Source organism: Malikia spinosa (genome assembly GCF_002980625.1).
In the GTDB taxonomy this organism is placed as follows: domain Bacteria; phylum Pseudomonadota; class Gammaproteobacteria; order Burkholderiales; family Burkholderiaceae_C; genus Malikia; species Malikia spinosa.
In genome coordinates, this window is sequence record NZ_PVLR01000043.1 from 40,132 (window position 1) to 62,283 (window position 22,152).

Sequence of the window (22,152 nt, forward strand, 5' to 3'; positions counted from 1 at the left end):
ACGATCCTGCTTGCTGCTGCGGGCGCTGCTGCCTACGATTGGCTCAGGCCTGCCAGCCATGGCGAGTCCATCCCTTGATTCTACGGAGACCTGGAAAAATGCAGCAAGACAAGATTTCTGTCATTGTCTGGAACGAATACCGACATGAACGCGAGAACGAGGCCATCCGCGCCGTCTATCCGCAAGGCATGCACCACACGATTGCCGCCGGCCTGGAAGCGACGCCGGCGCGCAGCCGCGCCGCGCTGCCGTTGCAAGTCGAGACCGCCACGCTCGACGAGCCCGACCACGGCCTGAGCGCCGAGCGGCTCGAGGGCTGCGACGTGCTGATCTGGTGGGGCCACAAGGCGCATGACGCCGTCAGCGACGCCACGGTCGAGCTGATCCAGCGCCGCGTGCTCGAGGGCATGGGCCTGATCGTGCTGCACTCGGGCCATTTCTCGAAGATCTTCCGCCGCCTGCTGGGTACCAACTGCTCGCTCAAGTGGCGCGAGGCCGACGAGAAGGAACGGCTGTGGGTGGTCGAGCCCAGCCATCCGATCGCCGCCGGCCTGCCGGAGTATTTCGAGCTGCCCTACGAGGAGATGTACGGCGAGCGCTTCGACATCCCGGCACCCGATGAGCTGGTGTTGCTGTCCTGGTTCGAGGGCGGCGAGGTGTTCCGCTCGGGTTGCTGCTGGCAGCGTGGCCACGGTCGCATCTTCTATTTCCGGCCCGGCCACGAGGCCTATCCGACCTACCATGACGCCAACATCCAGCAGGTGCTGGCCAATGCGGTGCAATGGGCCGCGCCCCGGGTGCAGATCGTCGATCAATGCCCGAACGCACCGGCGCTCGAACCGATCAAGGCCCGGGACATGCAGTTCGCCAAGGTCGGCATCCTGCAAGGCGCGGAGGACCTGAAATGAGCGACTACCAGGCCCAGGCCGCTGCCAGCGGCGTGTCGTCGTCCCTTGGCATCGAGGCCGACGTGGCAGGCGGGGAGGGTGGTCGCCGACTGCGGGTGGCCGTGATTGGCCTGGGCATCGGCCGCATGCACATCGAAGGCTGGCGCCAGCACCCACAGGTCGAGGTGGTCGCGATCGCCGACCCCGATCCGCTGCGCCTGCAGCAAGTCGGCCAGCAGTTCGGCATCGAGCGCCGCTACCCCGACCTCGCGAGCCTGCTGGCCGCCGAGTCGGTCGATGCGGTCAGCATCTGCACGCCCAACAAGTTCCACCAGGAGCTGACGCTGGCCGCGCTGGCCGCCGGCTGCCATGTGCTGTGCGAAAAGCCGATGGCGATGTCGGCCGCCGAGGGGCGCGAGATGGTGGCCGCGGCCCAGGCCGCCGGCAAGCGACTGATGATCAACTTCTCGTACCGCTTCAGCGCCCAGTCGCAGGGCCTCAAAGCCCAGGTCGATGCCGGCGTGTTCGGCGACTTCTACTTCGGCCGCAGCGTCTGGCACCGCCGCCGCGGCATGCCGGGCTTTGGCGGTTGGTTCGGCCAGCGCGAGCTCGCCGGCGGCGGCCCGCTGATCGACCTCGGCGTGCACCGGCTCGACCTGGCGCTGTGGCTGATGGGCTACCCCGAGCCCGAGTGGGTGCTGGGCAATACCTACGACCCGATCGCCGCTCCGCTGGCGGCGGCCTCGGGCAAGGCCTTCGATGTCGAGGACCTGGCTGCCGGTTTCATCCGATTCCGCAACGGCGCCACGCTGGTGCTCGAAGCCTCCTGGGCCGCCAACATCCGCGAGGCCGAGCTGATGGAGACCCGCCTGCTCGGCACCCGTGCCGGCCTGCTGCAGAAGAACCTCGACGAGGGCTATACCTTCTCGGCCGACATCTTCACCGAGCAGCATGGCGCCGCAGTCGACCTGCACCTGCATGCCCCGCAGCAGCCGGCCTGCTCGGCGATGCACCACTACGCGCAGGCGATCCTGACTGATCGCCCGCATGACGCCGATGGCGCCCAGGGCCTGATCGTGATGGAGATCCTCGACGCCATCTACGCCAGCGCGCGCAGCGGCGCGCCGGTCAGGATCGGCGCCCAGTGAGTGCGGCAGCCTGCCAGACTGGCGCTGCGGCGCTGGCCTGGGCGGGCTGCGCACTGGCGGGCCCGGAGCGCGCCGGACGGACCCGCCAAGGTCGGCCCGTGCGGGATTCTTGTGCCGAAATCCGCCTTCTGATGCAAACGTTTGCATGAATTCCAATTCAGGCCGGCGGTGCTTGGCGCAAAAACGGGTTACCTCAAGGTTACAACTTGATGTTTTTAGGGTAAACCCGGTTACGCAAACCTTTGCATGAATGGTGCAATAGCCTGGCTGTCAACGCTGTGCTCCAGCAAACGCTGACGGCCAAGAAAACTCCAACTTACAGAGGCAAGCATGACAATCTCCTTCCGTTCCACTGTAGCCAAGGCGGCATTGGCCGCCGTGGCAGCTCCGTTGCTGAGCGTTGGCGCCCAGGCCGCCACCATCACCATCTCGTGCGGCAACAACGCCGCCGACGTCGAGTTCTGTGGCAAGTTTGCCGAAGACTGGGGCAAGAAGAACGGCCACACCGTCAAGATGTACACCCCGCCGGCGAGCTCGACCGACCAGCTGGCCCTGCTGCGCCAGCAGTTCGCCGCCAAGTCGGGCGACATCGACGTGCTGATGATCGACGTGGTCTGGCCGGGTGTGATCAAGGATCACCTGGTCGACCTCAAGCCCTATTCCAAGGGCGTCGAGAAGGACCATTTCCCGGCCATCGTCGCCAACAACACCGTCGACGGCAAGCTGCTGGGCATGCCCTGGTTCACCGACGCCGGCCTGATGTTCTACCGCAAGGACCTGCTGGAGAAATACGGCGTCAAGGCGCCCCAGACCTGGGACGAGCTGTCGGCCGCGGCCAAGAAGGTGCAGGACGGCGAGCGCGCTGCCGGCAACAAGGACTTCCAGGGCTTCGTGTTCCAGGCCAAGGCCTATGAAGGCCTGAGCTGCGACGCGCTGGAATGGGTCTACAGCTACGGCGGCGGCACCATCGTCGATGCCAAGGGCAACATCACGATCAACAACGCGCAAGCGGCCAAGGCGCTCGATACCGCCGCTTCCTGGATCGGCACCATCGCACCTCAGGGCGTGCTGAACTACGGCGAGGAAGACGCCCGCGGCGTCTGGCAGAACGGCAATGCCGCCTTCATGCGCAACTGGCCTTACGCCTGGTCGCTGGGCCAGGCCGCCGACAGCCCGATCAAGGGCAAGATCGGCGTGGCAGCGCTGCCGGCCGGCACCGGACCGGGCGCCAAGAAGGCCGCCACCCTGGGCGGCTGGCAGCTGGCGGTCAACAAGTACTCGAAGAACGTGGATGCCGCCGCTTCGCTGGCGCTCTACATGACCAGCGCTGAAATCCAGAAGAAGCGCGCCGTCGGCGGCTCCTACAACCCGACCGTCATGTCGCTCTACAAGGACGCCGACGTGGCCAAGGCCAACCCGTTCATGGTCGAGCTGCTCGACGTGTTCACCAACGCCGCGGCCCGTCCGGCCACCGCGACCGGCCTCAAGTACCCCGAGGTCTCGCAGGCCTTCTGGGACGCCAGCCACGACGTGCTGTCGGGCAAGTCCAAGGGCGCCGACGCGGTCAAGAAGCTCGAGACCAAGCTCAAGCAGGTCAAGAAGGCCGCCTGGTGATGGGCTGAGTGATGGCGCGCACCTGAGTCCAGGTGTGCGCCATCGTCGGGGGTGCTGCCGGGCTAGGGCAGCCCCCCTCGTTATTGCAGGCCTCGCGGGAGTTCCTCATGAAAAACAGAACACAAGTCGCCTGGACCTTCCTGGCGCCGATGCTGATCCTGATGGCCGTCGTGGCCGGCTGGCCCCTGTTGCGCTCGGTCTGGTTCAGCTTCACCGACACCAATATCAACAACATCGCTGAATACAGCTATGTGGGGTTCGACAACTACTTCTCGGGCTGGGGTCTGTTCGGTCCGTCTATCCTCTCCAGGGAATTCTGGGATACCGACTGGGGCATCTCGATCAAGAACACCTTCCAGTTCTCGCTGGTTTCGGTGCTGCTCGAAACCCTGCTGGGCCTGGCGGTGGCGATGCTGCTGAACCAGGAGTTCAAGGGCCGGGCCTGGGTCCGTACCGCGGTGCTGGTGCCGTGGGCGATCCCGACCATCGTGTCGGCCAAGATGTGGGGCTGGATCCTGCATGACCAGTTCGGCCTGATCAACCAGCTGCTGCTCGACGCCGGCCTGATCTCGTCCAAGATCGCCTTCACCGCCGACCCGGCCTACGCCCTGTGGACCGTGGTCGGGGTCGATGTCTGGAAGACCGTCCCTTTCATGGCGCTGCTGATCCTGGCTGCGCTGCAGACCCTGCCCAAGGACTGCTACGAGGCGGCCCGGGTCGACGGCATCCACCCGCTGCGCGTGTTCTGGAAGGTCACGCTGCCGCTGATCCGCTATCCGCTGCTGGTGGCGGTGGTGTTCCGCCTGCTCGATGCGCTGCGCGTGTTCGACCTGATCTTCGTGCTGACCTCCAACAGCTCTAGCACCATCAGCATGTCGGGCTTCGTGCGCCGCGACATGATCGACAACGGCAACCTGGGCACCGGCTCGGCCGCGGCCACATCGCTGACGGTGATCATTTTCGTGACCGCCGTCCTGTTCATGAAGGCCGCCCGCGTGCGCTTCAACGAGGAGTCCAACTGATGAACCAACGTCCTCTGTGGGGCAGTGTGCTGCTCTATCTCTGCGCTGCCCTGGTGGTGATCGTCTCGGTCTACCCCTTCCTCTACACCGTCACGACTTCGCTCAAGACCGGCACCGCACTGTTCAGCACCAGCCTGCTGCCTACGAACCCGACGCTGCACAACTACGTCACGCTGTTCCAGGGCAAGCAGCCGTTCGGCACCCAGCTCGGCAACTCCGTCATGGTGGCCACCACCACGGTGGTGCTGTCGATGCTGATGGCTGTGACCGCCTCCTATGCGTTGGGCCGCATCGCGTTCAAAGGCAAGGGCCTGCTGCTGCTGGCGATCCTGGCGGTCTCGATGTTCCCGCAGGTGGCGGTGCTGTCGGGCATGTTCGAGCTGATGCAGGCGCTGGGCCTCTACAACCGCACCCTGGGCCTGGTCGTGCCCTACACCGTGTTCACGCTGCCGTTCACGGTCTGGATGTTGACCACCTTCATGCGCCAGCTGCCCAAGGAGCTGGAGGAGGCCGCGATCATGGACGGCTGCGGCCCGCTGCGCATCATCTTCCAGGTCTTCATGCCGCTGCTGGCGCCGGCGCTGGTCTCGACCGGTCTGCTGGCCTTCATCGGCGCCTGGAACGAGTTCATGTTCGCGCTGACCTTCGTCAGCGATGACTTCAACCGCACGGTTCCGGTCGGCATCTCGATGATCTCCGGCGCCACCGCCTACGAGATCCCCTGGGGCTCGATCATGGCCGCCTCGGTCATCGTGACCGTGCCGCTGGTGGCGCTGGTGCTGGTGTTCCAGAAGAAGATCGTCTCGGGCCTGACGGCCGGCGCGATCAAGGGCTGAATCCTCCACTTACCCAATCCAATTACCGATTCCCATGAGCAACAAAGCACCGAACAACGGCTGGTGGCGCGGCGGCGTCATCTATCAGATCTACCCGCGCAGCTACCAGGACAGCAATGGCGACGGCATTGGCGACCTGCCGGGCATCACCGCGCGGCTGGACTACATTGCCGGCCTGGGCGCCGACGGCATCTGGCTGTCGCCCTTCTTCAAGAGCCCGATGAAGGACTTCGGCTATGACGTCAGCGACTACCGCGATGTCGATCCGATGTTCGGCAGCCTGGATGACTTCCGTGCGCTGGTGGCGCGCGCCCACGAGCTGGGCCTGAAGGTGATGATCGACCAGGTGCTGTCCCATACCTCGGACCAGCACCCCTGGTTCGTCGAGAGCCGCGCCAGCCGCGACAACGCCAAGGCCGACTGGTATGTCTGGGCCGATGCCAAGGACGACGGCAACCCGCCCAACAACTGGCTCAGCATCTTCGGCGGCAGCGCCTGGCAGTGGGACACGGGACGGTTGCAGTACTACATGCACAACTTCCTGACCAGCCAGCCGGACCTGAATTTTCATAATCCGGCGGTCCAGCAGGCGATCCTGGACGATGTGTGCTTCTGGCTCGATCTTGGCGTCGACGGCTACCGGCTCGACACCGCCAATTTCTATTTCCACGACCGCGAGCTGCGCAGCAACCCGCCGCGCGGCATGCCGCAGGGCGAGGACCCGGCGGTCGACAAGGTCAACCCCTACGGCTGGCAGTGGCACCAGTTCGACAAGAGCCAGCCCGAGAACCTGGTGTTCCTGCAGCGCCTGCGCGCCTTGCTCGACGAGTACCCGGACACCACCATGGTGGGCGAGATCGGCGACGACGACGGCCTGGGCCGCATGGCGCAGTACACCAGCGGCGGCGACAAGCTGCACATGGCCTATTGCTTCGACCTGCTCGGCAGCCAGAAGAGCGCGACCTTCCTGCATGCGCTGTTTTCGCGCTTCCTCGACATCGTGGGCGACGGCTGGCCTTGCTGGGCCCTGTCCAACCACGACTGCGTGCGCCTGGCCACGCGCTGGGGCGGCCCGAACCCGGACCCGCGCCTGCTGCGGCTGGCCGCTGCGCTGCAGATGAGCCTGCGCGGCTCGCCCTGCATCTACCAGGGCGACGAGCTCGGCCTGCCCGAGGCCGAGATCGCCTACGAGGACCTGCAGGACCCGTTCGGCCTCACGATGTGGCCCAAGTTCAAGGGCCGCGACGGCTGCCGCACGCCGATGCCCTGGGATGGCGCGCAGGCCCATGCCGGCTTCGGTCCCGCCAAGCCCTGGCTGCCGGTGTCGCCGGCGCATCTGCCGCTGGCGGTCGAGCAGCAAGCCGGCGTGGCGGCCAGCCAGCTCGAGTACTACACCCAGCTGCTGCACTGGCGGCGCCAGCAGCCGGCGCTGCTGCAAGGCGGCATGACACTGCTGCCGGCGCACGAGCAGGTACTGGCCTATGTCCGCGAGCAAGACGGCCAGCGCGTGCTGTGCGTGTTCAACTTCAGCGACCAGGCCCTGCAATGGGCGCTGCCCGAGGGCTGGGCCCAGGCGCAGCCGCTGCCCGGCAGCGGGCTGGCAGGGGCGCGCCTGCAAGGCGGCCATGTCGAACTCGAACCCTGGGGCGGCCTGTTCGCCACGCTCTGACCTCGCCTGCAAGGAAAACCACCATGTCCAAGATCGAATTTCGCGATGTCTGCAAGCGCTACTCGCCTCAGGCCCCGCTGACCATCAACAACGCCAACCTGACGATCGAGGCCGGCGAGTTCTGCGTCTTCGTCGGCCCGTCGGGCTGCGGCAAGTCGACCCTGCTGCGCATGGTCGCGGGCCTGGAGGACATCTCCAGCGGTGACATGCTGATCAGCGGCGAGCGCGTCAACGACCTGCCGCCGGCGCGCCGTGGCGTGGCCATGGTGTTCCAGAGCTACGCGCTCTACCCGCACATGACGGTGCGCGAGAACATGGCCTTCGGCCTCAAGGTGCTCGGCTCGAACAAGGCCCGGATCGAGGCCCAGGTCAACCAGGCCGCCGAGATGCTGCAGCTGACCCATCTGCTCGACCGCCTGCCCAAGGCGCTGTCGGGTGGCCAGCGCCAGCGCGTTGCGATCGGCCGCGCCATCGTCAAGGAGCCGCGCGTGTTCCTGTTCGACGAGCCGCTGTCCAACCTCGACGCCGCGCTGCGGGTGCAGACAAGACTCGAGATCGCCCGCCTGCACAAGCGCATCGGCAGCGCCAGCATGATCTACGTCACGCACGACCAGGTCGAGGCGATGACGCTGGCCGACAAGATCGTGCTGCTCAACACCGGCGAGCGCATTGCCAAGCATGGCTCGATCGCCCAGGTCGGCTCGCCGATGACGCTCTACCACCGTCCGGCCAGCCTGTTCGTGGCCGAGTTCATCGGCTCGCCCAAGATGAACGTGCTGCCGGGCTTCCTGCTCGCCAGCGCACCGAACTCGGCCCAGGTGCAGGTCGCGGGCCAGACGCTCAGCGCGACCGTCGATGCCCAGCGCATTGCCCAGGGCGGTGCCTTGAGCCTGGGCTGCCGGCCCGAGGACATGCGTCTGGTGGCACCCGGCACGCCTAACAGCCTGCCGGGCCAGGTCAGCCATATCGAGAAGCTGGGCGAAGCCTCGCTGCTCTACGTCGAGCTGGGCCAGGGCCTGCCGGTCATCACGGTGCGGGTTGACGGCACCGCGCGCGAGCAGGTCGGCCAGGCGATCCAGCTGGAGCTGCCGGCCGACCTGATCCACCTGTTCGACGCCGACGGCATGGCCTGCGAGCGCAGGCTGGAGCTGCCGCAGTGAAGTCCGGGCCGGCGCTGATCTGCCGGCGGCGCTGACCGGCGCCTGCGGGCCTCATCGTTCGGGTTACGAAACTCCGTGGCCCGGATGCCCGCAGGAAATCCAGTAACAATTGCTGTTTTTGATAGGGCCACCGCGTGCACCAGACCCCCACTCCCGCTCGCCCCAGTCTGAACAAGGTCGCGGTTCCGATCGTCGGCGAGTTCATCCTGGGCATGAGCGTGGCGCTGGCCGGCCTCTATCTGGCCTCGCACAGCTCGGACGCTGCCGCCGGCTCCTTCGGCCTGGTGCAGCAGGTGCTGGAAACCCTGTTCGTGGTGTTTCGCGTGCTGGCGATCGGCCTGGGTGTGGTGGTCACGCAGCGCCTGGGCAGCGGCGACCTGGAGCAGGCCAACCGGATCGCCCGCATGGCGCTGGGCGCCAGCAGCTGGGCCGGCGTGCTGGTGGCGCTGTGGCTGCTGTTGGGCGGCAACTTGACGCTGGACATGCTCAACGCGCCCGACGAGCTCTGGCCGATGGCCACGCTCTACATGCTGCTGCTGGCACCTTCGATGGTGCTCGAAGCCTGCAACCTGAGCATGGCCGCGGTGCTGCGCGCCCACCTGCACGCGCGCGAATCGCTGCTGATCATGGTCGCGATGCATGGCAGCCATCTGCTGCTGGCGGTACCGTTGATGCGCGGCTGGGGCGACTGGGACGGCCTGGGCCTGAACGGCTATGCGCTGGCCTGGTTCATCAGCCGCAGCCTGGGCCTGGCGCTGCACCTGTGGATGTGGCGCAGCCGGATGCAGATCCGCCCGCTGGCGCGCGACTGGTGGCAGGTGCCGCGCGACCTGCTCGGGCCGGTGCTGCGCATCGGCCTGCCGGGCGCGGCCTCCGAGATGGTGTACCGGATCGGCTTCATGATCTCGCTGTCGGCGGTGGCCCGGCTCGGCGTGGCCGCGCTGGCGACCCATTCCTATGTGCTGCAGACGCTCAAGTATGTGCTGATCATCAGCATGGCGATCGGCTGGGCCTGCGAGATCATGGTCGGGCGCCTGGTCGGCTCGGGTTCGCTGCGCGCGGCCGATGCCATGGTCAGGAAGGGGGTGCGCAACGGCATGCTGGCCTCGGGCTGCATCGCCTTGCTGGCCGCGCTGGCCGCACCCTGGCTGATGCGCATCTTCACGCGCGACCCGGTCATCATCGCGGCGGCCCAGACCCTGCTCTGGCTGTCGGTCCTGCTCGAGATCGGCCGGGTGCTGAACCTGGTCGTGCCCGGCGCGCTGCGCGCCAGCGGCGACATCCATTTTCCGCTGCTCAGCGGCATCCCGTCGCAGCTGTTGGTGCTTGGGCTGGGCTCCTACCTGCTCGGGCGCAGCTTCGGCCTGCCGGGGATCTGGCTGGCCTATGTCGCCGACGAATGCCTGCGCGGCGGCCTGATGTGGTGGCGCTGGCGCGGCCACGGCTGGCTGCCCTATGCCCGCAACACCCTGCGCGCGCTGCGCCAGGGCAACCGCTCTTGAACCCTTGCCTTTCTCTCTGCTTCTGACATGGAACAACTAAAAGCCTCTCCCGCTGGTCACGCGGCGCTGGCCCCGCGCCTGCTGGCCGATGTCGGCGGCACCAATGCCCGCTTTGCCTGGCAGGCCGCTGCTGGCGCCCCGATCGAAGACCCGATCACCCTGCCTTGCGCCGACCATGTGTCGATCGAGGCCGCGATTCGCATCTACCTCGCGCGCATCGACCGGCCCCGGCCGCAGTCCTGCGCGATCGCGATCGCCAACCCGGTGCATGGCGACCGGGTCCAGATGACGAACCACCACTGGTCATTCTCGATCAGTGCGCTGCGCCAGGCGCTGGGCTTCGATCGGCTCGAGCTGCTCAACGACTTCACGGCGCTGGCGCTGGCGCTGCCGGGCCTGGGCGCCGACCAGCTGCACCAGGTCGGCGGCGGCCAGGCTTTGCCCGGGGCCGCGATCGGCCTGCTCGGTCCCGGCACCGGCCTGGGCGTGTCGGGACTGGTGCCTGACGGCCGTGGCGGCTGGGTGCCGCTGCAAGGCGAGGGCGGCCATGTCAGCCTGGCGCCAGTGACGCCGCGCGAGCAGCTGGTGGTCGAGTTCCTGACCCAGCGCTACGGCCATGCCTCGGCCGAGCGTGCGGTCAGCGGCATGGGCCTGGTCGACATCCACCGCGCCCTGTGCCTGGCCGACGGTGTGCTGCCGCCCGAGGGCTGGAGCGCGGCGCAGGTCAGCGCGGCCGCGCTGTCGGGCCAGCAGCCGCGCTGCGTCGAGGCGCTGGCCATGCTGTGCGCCTGGCTCGGCTCGGTCGCCGGCAACCTGGCGCTGACCCTGGGCGCCAAGGGCGGGGTCTATATTGGCGGCGGCATCGTGCCGCGCCTGGGCGAGTGGTTCGACCATTCGCCGTTCCGGGCCCGCTTCGAGGCCAAGGGGCGCTTCCAGTCCTATCTGGCCGAGATCCCGGTCTGGGTGATCCACGCCAGTCAGTCGCCGGCCCTGGCCGGAGCGGCCAAGGCACTCGACCAGAACTGAAGCTTTCGATCCAGTGGCTGTGCAACGCCGTTGACGGCGCAGGGCTTTGCGTCGCCAGTAAACTGCCAATCAGGACCTGGTGCAACGCCTGCCGCAGGCCCAGCCATAACCCCTTGATCGGAGCCCCTGGATGAAACTGATGGATTACGGCCGCCAGGCCATCGACTTTCGCAATCCCCAAGCCGCTGGTACCAGCTCGGGCTTTTCACGCCGCGGCTTCGTGATGGGTTCGCTCGCCAGCGGCTTTGCGCTGGCGTCGCAGCCGGTGCTGGCGCAAGCCATCAGCACCGACAGCCAGGGCCTGGTGGTGGCCGAGCTCAAGCTGGCGGTGGCCGATGGCCAGATCCCGGCCTATGTCGCGCGTCCGGCGCAGGCCGGCCAGCATCCGGTGATCCTGGTGGTGCAGGAAATCTTTGGCGTGCACGAGCACATCAAGGACATGTGCCGCCGCTTTGCCAAGCTGGGCTACTACGCGATTGCGCCCGAGCTGTTCGCGCGCCAGGGCGATGTCTCGAAGATGAGCGACATTGGCGCCATCCTGTCCGAGGTCGTGTCCAAGGTGCCCGATGCCCAGGTCTGCGCCGACCTGGACGCCGCGGTGGCCTTTGCGCAGGCCAGCGGCCACGCCGACACCAGCCGGGTGGGCCTGGTCGGCTACTGCTGGGGCGGCCGCACGGCCTGGATCTACGCCCGGCACAACCCGCGCCTCAAGGCCGCCGTGGCCTACTACGGCCTGCTCGATGGCATGAAGTCACCGATCAAGCCGCTCGACCCGGTCGACTTCGGTGCCGAGATCAAGGTGCCGGTGCTGGGCCTGTATTCCGGCATCGACGCCTTCATCAAGCCCGAGGTGGTGGCCCGCATGCGCGGCGAGATCGCCAAGTCCGGCAGCGGCTCCGAGATCGTCGTGTTCCCGAACGTCAACCACGGCTTCAATGCCGACTACCGTCCGACCTACGACAAGACCGCTGCTACTTACGCCTGGAAGCTGACGCGCGACTGGCTCAAGGACCACGGCGTTTGAGTGCCAGCAGCAGCAGCGTGCCGAGCGCCATGACCGCGGCGGCCAGGTAAAGCCCGGCCTCGTAGCTGCCGAAGCGGCCTGCCAGCCAGCCGGTCACGGCCGGTCCGACGATCTGCGCGCTGCCGTAGGCCAGCGTCATGCGTCCCATCATCTTGGCCGGGCGGCCCGGGTAGTAGCGCCCTGCCATGGTCAGCACCAGGCTGACGATGCCGATGAAGGTGGCGCCGAACAGCCAGGCGCCGACCAGGGTCGCTGCCAGTCCGCCCAGCAGCACCGGCAGCAGCATGCCGGCGATCTGCAGCAGCGCGGCCATGATCAGGGCGTTGAGGTCGCCGACGCGGCGCGCGACCAGGTCCCAGACGATGCTCGCCGGTGCCGCGGCCAGCCCGATCGCCAGGAAGGCCCATTTGCCCTGACCCGCCAGTCCGGGCAGGTGTTCGACGATCGCGACGATGAAGGTTGCGCTGACCACATAGCCCATGCCGGCGCAGAAGTAGGCCGCCATCAGCAGGCGCAGGAAGCGCGGCGTCGGCGGCTGGTCCTGCATCGATGCCGGACCGGCGCCGGTCGGCACCGGTTCGGGCCGTGGCAGCCAGGCCAGCGCCGGAACGGCCAGCAGGCCGCCGAAGGCCGCCAGCGCCAGCCATTGCCCGCGCCAGTCGAGCCAGCTGCCCATGACGGCGACCAGGGCCGAGCAGGCGACGATGCCCAGCCCGATGCCGCTGTAGTGGATGCCGAGCTCGCCGCGGTGGCCGTGGCGCATCAGCCAGTTCAGCACCAGCCCGGCGCCCAGCAGCATGCCGGCCGCGCTGCTGAGCCCGCCCAGGTAGCGCGACAGCGCCCAGACCCAGGGCTCCTGGCTCAGGCCCATCAGGGCGGTGCTCGCGACCGCCACCAGCAGGCCGATCCGGTAGATCCGGTCCTTGAGCCGCAGGTCGCTGATCAGCATCGCCAGCAGAGCGCCGCTCAGGTAGCCGGCGTAGTTGATCGCGGCCAGCGCGCCGGCGGCGCCGACCCCGAGGCCGGCTTGCGCCTGCATCGGCGGCAGCAGCAGGGTGTAGGCGAAGCGCGCCACCCCCAGCGTCAGGATCAGGCTGAAGATGCCGGCTGTCAGTACCCGCAGGCGCGCGCTTTGCTGTCCCATCGGCAATTGTCTCCTGGTAATTCTTCCACTGAGCTTACCCGGTTCGGGTGCTGGTCCGGCCTAAACTTTCAAGCGATTCCTAGGGAAAACACCAGGGAAATATTGCAATAGAGTATTGAAAGCAACTTTTCGGATACCTGTCAGTGCAACAGCCTTGCGCAAAATAGGCGCCACGGCTGGCAACGGTCGTAACAGTACAAACGAACTGAAGGAGACATCCGTGAAATTCAAGCTTTCCGCCGTCGTCGCGGCTTCCCTGCTGGCCACCGGCATGGCACAGGCCGCCACCGAGCTCGTGATCGCGACCGTGAACAACGGCCACATGATCGAGATGCAAAAGCTCGGCAAGCATTTCGAGCAGGCCAACCCCGACATCAAGCTCAAGTGGGTCACGCTCGAGGAGGGCACGCTGCGCCAGCGCGTCACGACCGACATCGCGACCAAGGGCGGCCAGTTCGACGTCATGACCATCGGCATGTACGAAACCCCGATCTGGGGCAAGAAAGGCTGGCTGCAGGAGATCAAGACCGACGTCGCCTATGACGCCGACGACCTGCTGCCCGCCATGCGCAACGGCCTGAGCGTGGACGGCAAGATGTTTGCCGTGCCGTTCTACGGCGAGAGCTCGATGCTGATGTACCGCAAGGACCTGGCCGACAAGGTCGGCGTCAAGGTGGCTGACCGTCCGACCTGGACCGATATCAAGGACCTGGCTTCCAAGATCCACGACCCGAAGAACGGCGTCTACGGCATCTGCCTGCGCGGCAAGCCGGGCTGGGGCGACAACATGGCCTTCCTGTCGACCCTGGTCAACACCCATGGCGGCCAGTGGTTCGACATGAACTGGAAGCCGCAGCTCGAGAGCAAGCCCTGGAAGGACGCGATCAACTTCTACGTCGACCTGCTCAAGAGCTACGGCCCGCCCGGCTCCTCGGCCAACAGCTTCAACGAGATCCTGGCGCTGTACAACGAGGGCAAGTGCGGCATGTGGATCGACGCGACGATCGCGGCCTCCTTCATCAGCGACCCCAAGCAGTCCAAGGTGGCCGACAAGGTCGCGTTCGCGCAGGCGCCGACCATGGTCACGCCCAAGGGCGCCAACTGGCTCTGGGCCTGGTCGCTGGCCATTCCCTCGGGCACCAAGAAGGTCGATGCGGCCCAGAAGTTCGTCAACTGGGCCACTTCGAAGGACTACATCCAGCTGGTCGCCAAGACCAATGGCTGGGCCGCCGTGCCGACCGGCACCCGCAAGTCGACCTACGCCAATCCGGAGTTCCAGAAGGCCGCCAAGTTCGCCGCTGCCGAGAAGGTTGCGATCGACAGCGCCAATCCGAACGACAGCACCCTGCCCAAGTCGCCCTATGTCGGCGTGCAGTTTGCCGCCATCCCCGAGTTCCAGGCCATTGGCGTGTCGGTGGGCCAGCACATGAGCGCAGCCCTGGCCGGCAAGACCACGGTGGACGCGGCCCTCAAGGCCGGACAGATCGCCGCTGACCGCGAAATGCGCAAGGCCGGCTACTACAAGTAAGTCCGGCCGGGGCCCGCGCGGGCCCCTTGGCCGCCGATGGTCCTTTGTGGTGAACGGGTGGCGTCCGGCCCAGCGGGCAGGATGTCACCCCCTTATTCCCAGTGCTTATGAACCGATTCCTGCCCCGCGTCCTGATGACGCCGGCCATCGCCACGCTCTTCCTCTGGATGATCGTGCCGCTGGTGATGACGATCTACTTCTCCGTCATCCGCTACAACCTGATGCAACCCGACCAGAGCGGCTTCATCGGGCTGGAGAACTACATCTTCTTTGTCACCGACCCCAGTTTCTGGCCCTCGGTGCTCAATACCGTGCTGCTGCTGGGCAGCGTGATCCTGATCACGGTGGTGCTGGGCATTGCGCTGGCGCTGCTGATCGACGAGCCTTTCCCCGGCCGCGGCCTGGTGCGCGTGCTGCTGATCTCGCCCTTCTTCGTCATGCCCACGGTCAATGCGCTGCTGTGGAAGCACATGATGATGAACCCGATCTACGGCGTGCTGGCCCAGGTCTGGATCTTCTTCGGTGCCACCCCGGTCGACTGGCTGACCGACTGGCCGCTGCTGTCGGTCATCATCATGGTGTCCTGGCAATGGCTGCCGTTTGCCGCGCTGATCTTCATGACCGCGCTGCAGAGCATGAACCGCGAGCAGCTCGAGGCCTCGCGCATGGACGGCGCCAACTACCTGCAGCAGCTGCGCTACCTCTATCTGCCACACCTGGGCCGCTCGATGGCCGTGGTCGTGATGATCGAGCTGATCTTCCTGCTCAGCATCTTCGCCGAGATCTACACCACCACCGGTGGCGGACCGGGCGACGCCAGCACCAACGTGGCGTTCCTGATCTTCAAGCAGGCGCTGCTGAACTTCGACGCTGGCGTGGCTTCGGCCGGCGCGCTGTTTGCCGTGCTGCTGGCCAATATCGCCGCCATCTTCATGATCCGCCTGGTCGGCAAGAACCTGGACAAGTGAGAACCGCCATGTCACGTCATTCCCATGTTTCCCCGGCCCTGGTGGTCCGCACGCTGGCGGCCTGGGCGGTCACGCTGCTGCTGTTCTTCCCGCTCGGCTGGCTGTTCCTGACCGCGTTCAAGACCGAGCTGCAGGCGATCTCGGTGCCGCCGCTGTTCCTGTTCGAGCCCACGCTGGCCAACTTCCACGAGGTCCAGGAGCGCAGCGACTACCTGCTCTACGCCAAGAACTCGGTCGTCACCAGCGTGCTGTCGACCCTGCTCGGGCTGGCGATCGCTGCGCCGGCGGCCTACTCGATGGCCTTCTTCAAGAGCAAGCACACCAAAGACATCCTGATGTGGATGCTCTCGACCAAGATGATGCCGGCCGTCGGCGCACTGGTGCCGATCTATGTGCTGGCGCAGACCAGCGGCCTGCTCGACACCCAGCTGGCGCTGATCATCGTCTTCACGCTGTCGAACCTGCCGATCATGGTCTGGATGCTGTACTCGCACTTCAAGGACATCCCGCACGAGATCCTGGAGGCCGCCCGCATGGACGGCGCCACGCTGTGGCAGGAGCTGCGCCTGGTGCTGCTGCCGCTGGGCATGGGCGGACTGGCCTCGACCGGCCTGCTGTGCCTGGTGCTGAGCTGGAACGAGGCGTTCTGGAGCCTGAACCTGACGGCCGCCAATGGCGGCACGCTGGCCACGCTGATCGCGAGCTATTCCAGCCCCGAGGGCCTGTTCTGGGCCAAGCTGTCGGCCGCTTCGCTGATGGCCATCGCCCCGATCGTCGTCTTCGGCTGGTTCAGCCAGAAGCAGCTGGTCCAGGGCCTGACCTTCGGCGCGGTCAAGTGAACGCGCCGCGCCACCCCAATACATAAGTACAACAGGAGATTTCCGTGTCATTCCTCCAGCTGCAAGGCATAGAAAAGTATTTCGGCGAGCACCGCGCCATCAAGGGCATCGATCTGCAAATCGAGAAGGGCGAGTTCGTCGTCTTCGTCGGCCCGTCGGGTTGCGGCAAGTCGACGCTGCTGCGCCTGATCGCCGGTCTCGAAGCGATCGACGGCGGCAAGCTCTCGCTCGAGGGCCGCGACATCACCCAGCTGCCGTCGAGCAAGCGCGACCTGGCGATGGTGTTCCAGAGCTATGCGCTCTACCCGCACATGAGCGTGTTCGAGAACATGAGCTTCGCGCTCAAGCTGGCCAAGGCGCCGCTGGCCGTGATCAAGGAAAAGGTCGAGCGCGCCGCGCAGATCCTGAACCTGACGCCCTATTTGCAGCGCACGCCCAAGGAGCTCTCGGGCGGCCAGCGCCAGCGGGTGGCGATCGGCCGTGCCATCGTGCGCGCGCCCAAGGTGTTCCTGTTCGACGAGCCGCTGTCCAACCTCGACGCTGCGCTGCGCGGCCAGACCCGGGTCGAGATCGCCAAGCTGCACCGCGAGCTCGGCGCCACCACCATCTACGTCACCCACGACCAGGTCGAGGCCATGACGCTGGCCGACCGCGTGGTGGTGCTGCGCGACGGCCAGATCGAGCAGGTCGGCAGTCCGCTCGAACTCTACGACCGCCCGGCGAACCAGTTCGTGGCCCAGTTCATCGGCACGCCGCAGATGAACGTCTCGACCCTGGCCCAGATGCCCGCGACCGTGCGCCAGCAGGCGCCAGCGGGCGCCGTCGGTGGCTCGATCGGACTGCGTCCCGAGAGCGTGACGCTGCAGCCGGCCGGCCAGGGCCTGGTCGATGGATCGGTCGAGCTGGTCGAGGCGCTCGGCGCCGAAACCCTGATCTACGTCAGCACGCCGGGCGGCGCGCAACTGGTGGCGCGCCAGAGCACCCGCAGCCCGCTGCACGCGGGCGATGCGGTCGGCGTGTCGATCGCGCTCGAGCAGGCGCACTGGTTTGACCCGCAAGGCCGGGTCGTCAACGCACGCGACTGAAGGAGCACCCATTCCATGACACAGAAACTCCAAGGCCAGGTGGCCGTCGTCACCGGTGCCGCCTCCGGCATCGGACTGGCCAGCGCTGAGGCCATGCTGGCCGCTGGCGCCCAGGTGGTGCTGGTCGACCGCGACCAGCGTGCGCTCGCCGCGCTGTGCGAGCGGCTCGGCCCGGCCGCGCTGCCGCTGGTGATCGACCTGCTCGATGCGCGCCAATGCGCCAGCCTGCTGCCCGGCGTGCTGGAGCTGGCCGGCCGGCTCGACATCCTGCATGCCAATGCCGGCAGCTATCTTGGCGGCGACCTGGTCGATGCCGACCCGGACGCGATCGACCGCATGCTGAACCTCAACATCAACGTGGTGATGAAGAACGTGCGCGCCGTGCTGCCACACATGATCGAACGGCGCAGCGGCGACATCATCGTCACGAGTTCGCTCGCCGCGCATTACCCGACCCCCTGGGAGCCGGTCTATGCCGCCTCGAAATGGGCCATCGACTGCTTCGTGCAGACCACGCGGCGCCAGGTGTTCAAGCACGGGCTGCGCGTCGGCTCGATCTCGCCCGGACCGGTCGTCACCGGCCTGCTGGCAGACTGGCCGGCCGAGAAGCTGCGCGAGGCCCGCGAGTCGGGCAGCCTGCTCGAAGCCGCCGAGGTGGCCGAGGTGGTGCTGTTCATGCTGACGCGCCCGCGCGGCATGACGATCCGCGACGTGGTCATGCTGCCGACCCAGTTCGATCTCTAACCCTTACACGCGAGTCAGAACATGAATGTGATGTTGCACCTGGGCCTGGGATCGTTCCATCGTGCCCACCAGGCGGTCTACCTCGATGCCCTGATCCGCAGCGGCGACACCTCCTGGGCGCTGGCTGGCGGCAATATCCGGCCCGACATGGCCGAGACGATCGCCGCGCTGATCCAGCAGGACGGCGCCTACACGCTCGAGACCATCTCGCCGGCCGGCGAGCACCGCTACCAGCGCATCGGCTCGATCCGCCAGGTCATTCCCTACCAGCCGGATCTGGCCGGCCTGATCGAGCAGGGCGCGAGCGCCGAGACGAAGATCATCTCGTTTACCGTGACCGAGGCTGGCTACTACCTCGACGCGCAGAACCGGCTCGACCTCGAGGCCTTTGCCGATCTGCGCGCCGACCTCGACGCGGCGCGCGCCGGTCGCCCCGGCGCCACGATCTACGGCGCACTGACGGCGATCCTGCGCGCGCGCATGGCCAGCGGCGCCGGCCCGGTGACCTTGCTCAACTGCGACAACCTGCGCCACAACGGCGAGCGCTCGCGCGCCGGCCTGCTGCAGTTCATCGGCCTGATCGGCGACGCCGCGCTGCTGGCCTGGGTCGAGGCCCACACCAGCAGCCCGAACGCGATGGTCGACCGCATCACGCCGCGCCCGACGCCCGACGTGCGCGAGCGCGTGCTGGCCGCGACCGGCAGCGACGACCCGGCCGCGCTGATGGGCGAGAGCTTCATCCAGTGGGTGATCGAGGACCGCTTCATTGCCGGTCGCCCGGCCTGGGAGCGGGTCGGAGTCGAGATGGTCGACTCGGTCGACGCCTACGAGGAGGCCAAGATCCGCCTGCTCAACGCAACCCATTCCTGCATCGCCTGGGCCGGCACCCTGGTCGGCTACCGCTACATCCACGAGGGCACGCAGGACCCGGCGATCCGCCGTCTGGCCTACGACTATGTGACCGACGACACCATTCCGGTGCTCGACACGCCCGAGCATCCCTGTCCGATCGATCTGCCGCAGTACCGCGACGTGGTGCTGGACCGCTTTGCCAACCCGGCGATCCAGGACACCAACCAGCGCGTGGCGATGGACGGCTTCAGCAAGATTCCCGGCTTCATCGCGCCGACCCTCCGCGAGCGGCTGGCGCGGGGCGAGGGCATCGCGAGCGTGGCGATGCTGCCTGCGCTGTTCCTGGCCTATCTGCAGCGCTGGCATCAGGGCCGGATTCCCTACACCTACCAGGACCAGGCGATGGACCCGGCGGCCGCGCACGCGATCTGCTCTGCGGCCGATCCGGTGGCGGCCTTCTGTGCCGATACGGTGCTGTGGGGCGACCTGGCCGCCGACGCCCGGCTGGTCGATGCGCTGCGCCAGGCCAGCGCCCGGGTCGAGCGCTTCGTCGCCGAGCATCCGGTGTCATGAGCGTCAGGACGCGCCAGCTGCCGCGCCAGCTCAAGCCCGAGCTCGAGCACGACTTCGCCCGTCTGCCCGCGCTCGGCTACGAGCCGCCCGAGGAGGTCGGCCTGATCCGCTGTCTCTCGCACGGTTACCCGACGCCGCTGGCGCGCTGGCATTACCACGACGAGTACGAGCTGCACATCATCACGGCAACCTCGGGCAAGACCTTCGTCGGCGACTGGATCGGCCAGTTCCAGCCCGGCCAGGTGGTGCTGACCGGGCCCCGGTTGCCGCACAACTGGGTCACGACCGACCTGCCCGAGGGCGGCGTGCCGCTGCGCGACCTGGTGATCCAGTTCCCGCACGAGCCGCTGCTGCGCGCCAGCCAGGACATCCCCGAGCTGGCCGAGGTGCTGCCGATGCTCGAGCGCGCCCGCCACGGCATCGAGTTCTTCGGCCTGTCCGAGCGCGCCCAGCAGCACTGGCAGCAGATCAAGCGCGGCAGCGGACTCAAGCGCTTTGGCGCCTTCTGCAGCTTCCTGTCCGAGCTCGCCGCCTGCACCGACTACCGGCTGCTGTCGAGCGTGCAGCTGCAAAGCGACGAGGACGACGACTCGCTCGACCGGGTCGAGGCCGTGCTCAACCGCATCATGGAGCGCATGGCCGAGCCGCTGTCGGCCGCGACGCTCGCTGGCGAGCTCAGCATGAGCGAAAGCCAGTTCAGCCGCTTCTTTCGCAAGACCACCGGCAACACCTTCACCGATTTCGTCAATCGGGTCCGCATCAACCGCGCCTGCCAGCTGCTGATGGAGACCGACCAGCAGATCACGGGCATCTGCTACGAGGTCGGCTTCAACAATGTGGCCAACTTCAACCGCCGCTTCCTGGAGCTCAAGGGCCTGACGCCCTCCGAGTTCCGCCGCCAGGCCATGACGCGCTTTCGCGGTGCGGCCTGAGTCTTCTCTCACTTCATACTGATACGGCAAACACCATGTTTCTCGGACTGGATCTGGGCACTTCCGAGCTCAAAGCCCTGCTGCTCGACCGTCAGCACCGCGTGCTGGCAACCGCACGCGCGCCGCTGACGGTGCAGCGCCCCAAGCCGCTGTGGTCGGAGCAGTCGCCCGTGGCCTGGTGGCAGGCGCTCGAAACCGTGATGGACCAGCTGCAGCGCGAGCAGCCCGCGGCGCTGGCCCGGCTCGAGGGCGTCGGTCTGTCGGGCCAGATGCATGGTGCCGTGCTGCTCGACGCCGAGCAGGCGGTGCTGCGCCCCGCGATCCTGTGGAACGACGGCCGCAGCGCCGCCCAGTGCGAGGCGCTGAGCCAGGCCGTGCCCGAGCTGGCCGTGATCAGCGGCAACCTGGCGATGCCGGGCTTCACGGCCCCGAAGCTGCTCTGGGTGCGCGAGCATGAACCCGCCCTCTTCGAGCGCGTGGCCCTGGTGCTGTTGCCCAAGGACTGGCTGCGCCTGCAGCTGACCGGCGAGGCGGTCAGCGAGATGTCGGACGCCGCCGGCACGCTCTGGCTCGACACGGCCAAGCGCGACTGGTCGGACCGCCTGCTGCAGGCCACCGGACTGAGTCGCGCGCAGATGCCGCGCCTGGTCGAGGGCAGCGCGCGCTCGGGCGTCATTCAGCCCGAGCTGTGCCGGCGCTGGGGCCTGCCCGAGGGCCTGCCGGTGGCCGGCGGCGCTGGCGACAACGCCGCCAGCGCGATCGGCATGGGCCTGGTCGAGCCGGGGCAGGGCTTCGTCTCGCTCGGCACCTCGGGCGTGGTCTTCGTCAGCGGCGACCATTTCGAGCCCAATCCGGCTCAGGCGGTGCATGCCTTCTGCCACGCGCTGCCCGGGCGCTGGCACCAGATGTCGGTCATGCTGAGCGCGGCATCCGCCCTGAGTTGGGCCACTCGGCTGCTCGGCTATGCCGACGAGGCCGCGTTGATTGCTGATGCGGCCACGCTCGACCCGGCGCGTCAGCAGCGCGCGCCGCTGTTCCTGCCCTATCTGGGCGGCGAGCGCTCGCCGCACAACAACCCGCAGGCCCAGGCCAGCTGGACCGGCCTGAGCCATGAGCACCAGCGCGCCGACCTGGCCTATGCGGTGGCCGAGGGCGTGGGTTTCGGCCTGCGCGACGGCCTGCTGACGCTGGGGCAGGGCAGTGCGCCGCCACAGGCGCTGTCCCTGGTCGGCGGTGGTGCGCGCAGCGCCTGGTGGGCCCAGCTGCTGGCCCATGTCCTGGGCCTGCGCCTCAATGTCCATGCCGGCGGCGAGCTGGGCGGCGCCCTGGGCGCGGCGCGCCTGGGCTGGCTGTGCGCGGGCGGCCGGCTCGACGAGGTCTGCCGGCAGCCGCCAATCGAACAGCGTTACGAACCCGATCCCGCCACCCAGCAGCGCCTGCTCGAGCGCCACCGGCGCTTCCAGGCGCTGTACCGGGCCTTGCATCCGGCCCTGCACCCAGCGGCCGGATCGCATGACGCGCCGCCCAGCCAGCCTGATTGAATCCAGCTCCCATCTGTCCCACCTTGTTACGGAACCTCATGAACCAGCTCGACGCACT

General features: G+C 67.4%; 19 protein-coding genes. 18 read left to right on the forward strand and 1 reads right to left on the reverse strand.

The features are described 5' to 3' along the window. Window positions 1–98 precede the first annotated feature (98 nt). The 10 genes from C6P61_RS14000 to C6P61_RS14045 all read left to right on the forward strand — a co-directional run bounded on the left by C6P61_RS14000 (window position 99) and on the right by C6P61_RS14045 (window position 11,888). Complete coding sequence (locus C6P61_RS14000) at window positions 99–908, forward strand: ThuA domain-containing protein (protein ID WP_105730547.1); 810 nt, start codon at window positions 99–101, stop codon at window positions 906–908. Further along, on the forward strand, window positions 905–2,035 hold the full coding sequence (locus tag C6P61_RS14005) for a Gfo/Idh/MocA family protein (RefSeq protein WP_105730548.1): 1,131 nt from the start codon (window positions 905–907) through the stop codon (window positions 2,033–2,035). Before C6P61_RS14000 ends, C6P61_RS14005 begins: the two co-directional genes overlap by 4 nt. Window positions 2,036–2,365: 330 nt before the next feature. Continuing rightward, a complete protein-coding gene (locus tag C6P61_RS14010; RefSeq protein WP_105730549.1) occupies window positions 2,366–3,649 on the forward strand; it encodes an ABC transporter substrate-binding protein in 1,284 nt (427 codons plus the stop codon). A gap of 107 nt (window positions 3,650–3,756) precedes the next feature. Next, a complete protein-coding gene (locus tag C6P61_RS14015) occupies window positions 3,757–4,671 on the forward strand; it encodes a carbohydrate ABC transporter permease (protein ID WP_105730550.1) in 915 nt (304 codons plus the stop codon). Further along, a complete protein-coding gene (locus C6P61_RS14020) occupies window positions 4,671–5,507 on the forward strand; it encodes a carbohydrate ABC transporter permease (protein ID WP_105730551.1) in 837 nt (278 codons plus the stop codon). Before C6P61_RS14015 ends, C6P61_RS14020 begins: the two co-directional genes overlap by 1 nt. A 34-nt stretch (window positions 5,508–5,541) precedes the next feature. Continuing rightward, window positions 5,542–7,176 carry an alpha-glucosidase family protein gene (locus tag C6P61_RS14025; RefSeq protein WP_105730552.1) on the forward strand — a complete coding sequence of 545 codons (1,635 nt, stop codon included), beginning with the start codon at window positions 5,542–5,544 and terminating at the stop codon, window positions 7,174–7,176. Window positions 7,177–7,199: 23 nt separating this feature from the next. Then, window positions 7,200–8,336, forward strand: coding sequence for an ABC transporter ATP-binding protein (locus C6P61_RS14030; protein WP_105730553.1), 1,137 nt, complete (start codon window positions 7,200–7,202; stop codon window positions 8,334–8,336). Between the two features lie 134 nt (window positions 8,337–8,470). Beyond that, a complete protein-coding gene (locus C6P61_RS14035; protein ID WP_105730554.1) occupies window positions 8,471–9,838 on the forward strand; it encodes an MATE family efflux transporter in 1,368 nt (455 codons plus the stop codon). Between the two features lie 27 nt (window positions 9,839–9,865). Beyond that, window positions 9,866–10,864, forward strand: a complete 999-nt coding sequence (locus tag C6P61_RS14040) for a glucokinase (protein ID WP_105730555.1) — start codon at window positions 9,866–9,868, stop codon at window positions 10,862–10,864. A 130-nt stretch (window positions 10,865–10,994) separates the two neighbouring features. After that, window positions 10,995–11,888 carry a dienelactone hydrolase family protein gene (locus C6P61_RS14045; RefSeq protein ID WP_105730556.1) on the forward strand — a complete coding sequence of 298 codons (894 nt, stop codon included), beginning with the start codon at window positions 10,995–10,997 and terminating at the stop codon, window positions 11,886–11,888. Here the strand turns inward: C6P61_RS14045 and C6P61_RS14050 are convergent. Continuing rightward, window positions 11,869–13,032, reverse strand: a complete 1,164-nt coding sequence (locus C6P61_RS14050; protein WP_105730557.1) for a YbfB/YjiJ family MFS transporter — start codon at window positions 13,030–13,032, stop codon at window positions 11,869–11,871. The genes C6P61_RS14045 and C6P61_RS14050 overlap by 20 nt on opposite strands. 271 nt (window positions 13,033–13,303) lie before the next feature. Here C6P61_RS14050 and C6P61_RS14055 point away from each other — a divergent pair, with 271 nt between their 5' ends. From C6P61_RS14055 to xylB, 8 genes are all read left to right on the forward strand, one after another. Continuing rightward, on the forward strand, window positions 13,304–14,560 hold the full coding sequence (locus tag C6P61_RS14055; protein ID WP_105730569.1) for an ABC transporter substrate-binding protein: 1,257 nt from the start codon (window positions 13,304–13,306) through the stop codon (window positions 14,558–14,560). Between the two features lie 107 nt (window positions 14,561–14,667). Beyond that, the gene (locus C6P61_RS14060; RefSeq protein ID WP_105730558.1) at window positions 14,668–15,528 is read left to right on the forward strand and encodes a carbohydrate ABC transporter permease; all 861 of its coding nucleotides are present in this window, start codon (window positions 14,668–14,670) and stop codon (window positions 15,526–15,528) included. 8 nt (window positions 15,529–15,536) lie between these two features. Next, the gene (locus C6P61_RS14065) at window positions 15,537–16,367 is read left to right on the forward strand and encodes a carbohydrate ABC transporter permease (RefSeq protein ID WP_105730559.1); all 831 of its coding nucleotides are present in this window, start codon (window positions 15,537–15,539) and stop codon (window positions 16,365–16,367) included. Between the two features lie 44 nt (window positions 16,368–16,411). Further along, complete coding sequence (locus C6P61_RS14070) at window positions 16,412–17,452, forward strand: ABC transporter ATP-binding protein (protein ID WP_105730560.1); 1,041 nt, start codon at window positions 16,412–16,414, stop codon at window positions 17,450–17,452. 15 nt (window positions 17,453–17,467) lie between these two features. After that, window positions 17,468–18,196 (forward strand): SDR family oxidoreductase, encoded by a 729-nt coding sequence (locus tag C6P61_RS14075; protein WP_105730561.1) that lies wholly within the window; start codon window positions 17,468–17,470, stop codon window positions 18,194–18,196. Between the two features lie 21 nt (window positions 18,197–18,217). After that, window positions 18,218–19,621 (forward strand): D-arabinitol 4-dehydrogenase, encoded by a 1,404-nt coding sequence (gene dalD / locus C6P61_RS14080; protein WP_211296984.1) that lies wholly within the window; start codon window positions 18,218–18,220, stop codon window positions 19,619–19,621. After that, window positions 19,618–20,553 carry a helix-turn-helix domain-containing protein gene (locus C6P61_RS14085; RefSeq protein ID WP_105730563.1) on the forward strand — a complete coding sequence of 312 codons (936 nt, stop codon included), beginning with the start codon at window positions 19,618–19,620 and terminating at the stop codon, window positions 20,551–20,553. Before dalD ends, C6P61_RS14085 begins: the two co-directional genes overlap by 4 nt. A 35-nt stretch (window positions 20,554–20,588) precedes the next feature. After that, window positions 20,589–22,094, forward strand: a complete 1,506-nt coding sequence (xylB, locus tag C6P61_RS14090; RefSeq protein WP_105730564.1) for a xylulokinase — start codon at window positions 20,589–20,591, stop codon at window positions 22,092–22,094. Window positions 22,095–22,152: the final 58 nt, after the last annotated feature.

Bases quoted from the DNA above. Each gene is read 5' to 3' on its own strand.
- C6P61_RS14000 (WP_105730547.1), top strand. From the start codon at position 99: ATGCAGCAAGACAAGATTTCTGTCATTGTCTGGAACGAATACCGACAT.
- C6P61_RS14005 (WP_105730548.1), top strand. From the start codon at position 905: ATGAGCGACTACCAGGCCCAGGCCGCTGCCAGCGGCGTGTCGTCGTCC.
- C6P61_RS14010 (WP_105730549.1), top strand. From the start codon at position 2,366: ATGACAATCTCCTTCCGTTCCACTGTAGCCAAGGCGGCATTGGCCGCC.
- C6P61_RS14015 (WP_105730550.1), top strand. From the start codon at position 3,757: ATGAAAAACAGAACACAAGTCGCCTGGACCTTCCTGGCGCCGATGCTG.
- C6P61_RS14020 (WP_105730551.1), top strand. From the start codon at position 4,671: ATGAACCAACGTCCTCTGTGGGGCAGTGTGCTGCTCTATCTCTGCGCT.
- C6P61_RS14025 (WP_105730552.1), top strand. From the start codon at position 5,542: ATGAGCAACAAAGCACCGAACAACGGCTGGTGGCGCGGCGGCGTCATC.
- C6P61_RS14030 (WP_105730553.1), top strand. From the start codon at position 7,200: ATGTCCAAGATCGAATTTCGCGATGTCTGCAAGCGCTACTCGCCTCAG.
- C6P61_RS14040 (WP_105730555.1), top strand. From the start codon at position 9,866: ATGGAACAACTAAAAGCCTCTCCCGCTGGTCACGCGGCGCTGGCCCCG.
- C6P61_RS14045 (WP_105730556.1), top strand. From the start codon at position 10,995: ATGAAACTGATGGATTACGGCCGCCAGGCCATCGACTTTCGCAATCCC.
- C6P61_RS14050 (WP_105730557.1), bottom strand. From the start codon at position 13,032: ATGGGACAGCAAAGCGCGCGCCTGCGGGTACTGACAGCCGGCATCTTC.
- C6P61_RS14055 (WP_105730569.1), top strand. From the start codon at position 13,304: ATGGCACAGGCCGCCACCGAGCTCGTGATCGCGACCGTGAACAACGGC.
- C6P61_RS14060 (WP_105730558.1), top strand. From the start codon at position 14,668: ATGAACCGATTCCTGCCCCGCGTCCTGATGACGCCGGCCATCGCCACG.
- C6P61_RS14065 (WP_105730559.1), top strand. From the start codon at position 15,537: ATGTCACGTCATTCCCATGTTTCCCCGGCCCTGGTGGTCCGCACGCTG.
- C6P61_RS14075 (WP_105730561.1), top strand. From the start codon at position 17,468: ATGACACAGAAACTCCAAGGCCAGGTGGCCGTCGTCACCGGTGCCGCC.
- dalD (WP_211296984.1), top strand. From the start codon at position 18,218: ATGAATGTGATGTTGCACCTGGGCCTGGGATCGTTCCATCGTGCCCAC.
- C6P61_RS14085 (WP_105730563.1), top strand. From the start codon at position 19,618: ATGAGCGTCAGGACGCGCCAGCTGCCGCGCCAGCTCAAGCCCGAGCTC.
- xylB (WP_105730564.1), top strand. From the start codon at position 20,589: ATGTTTCTCGGACTGGATCTGGGCACTTCCGAGCTCAAAGCCCTGCTG.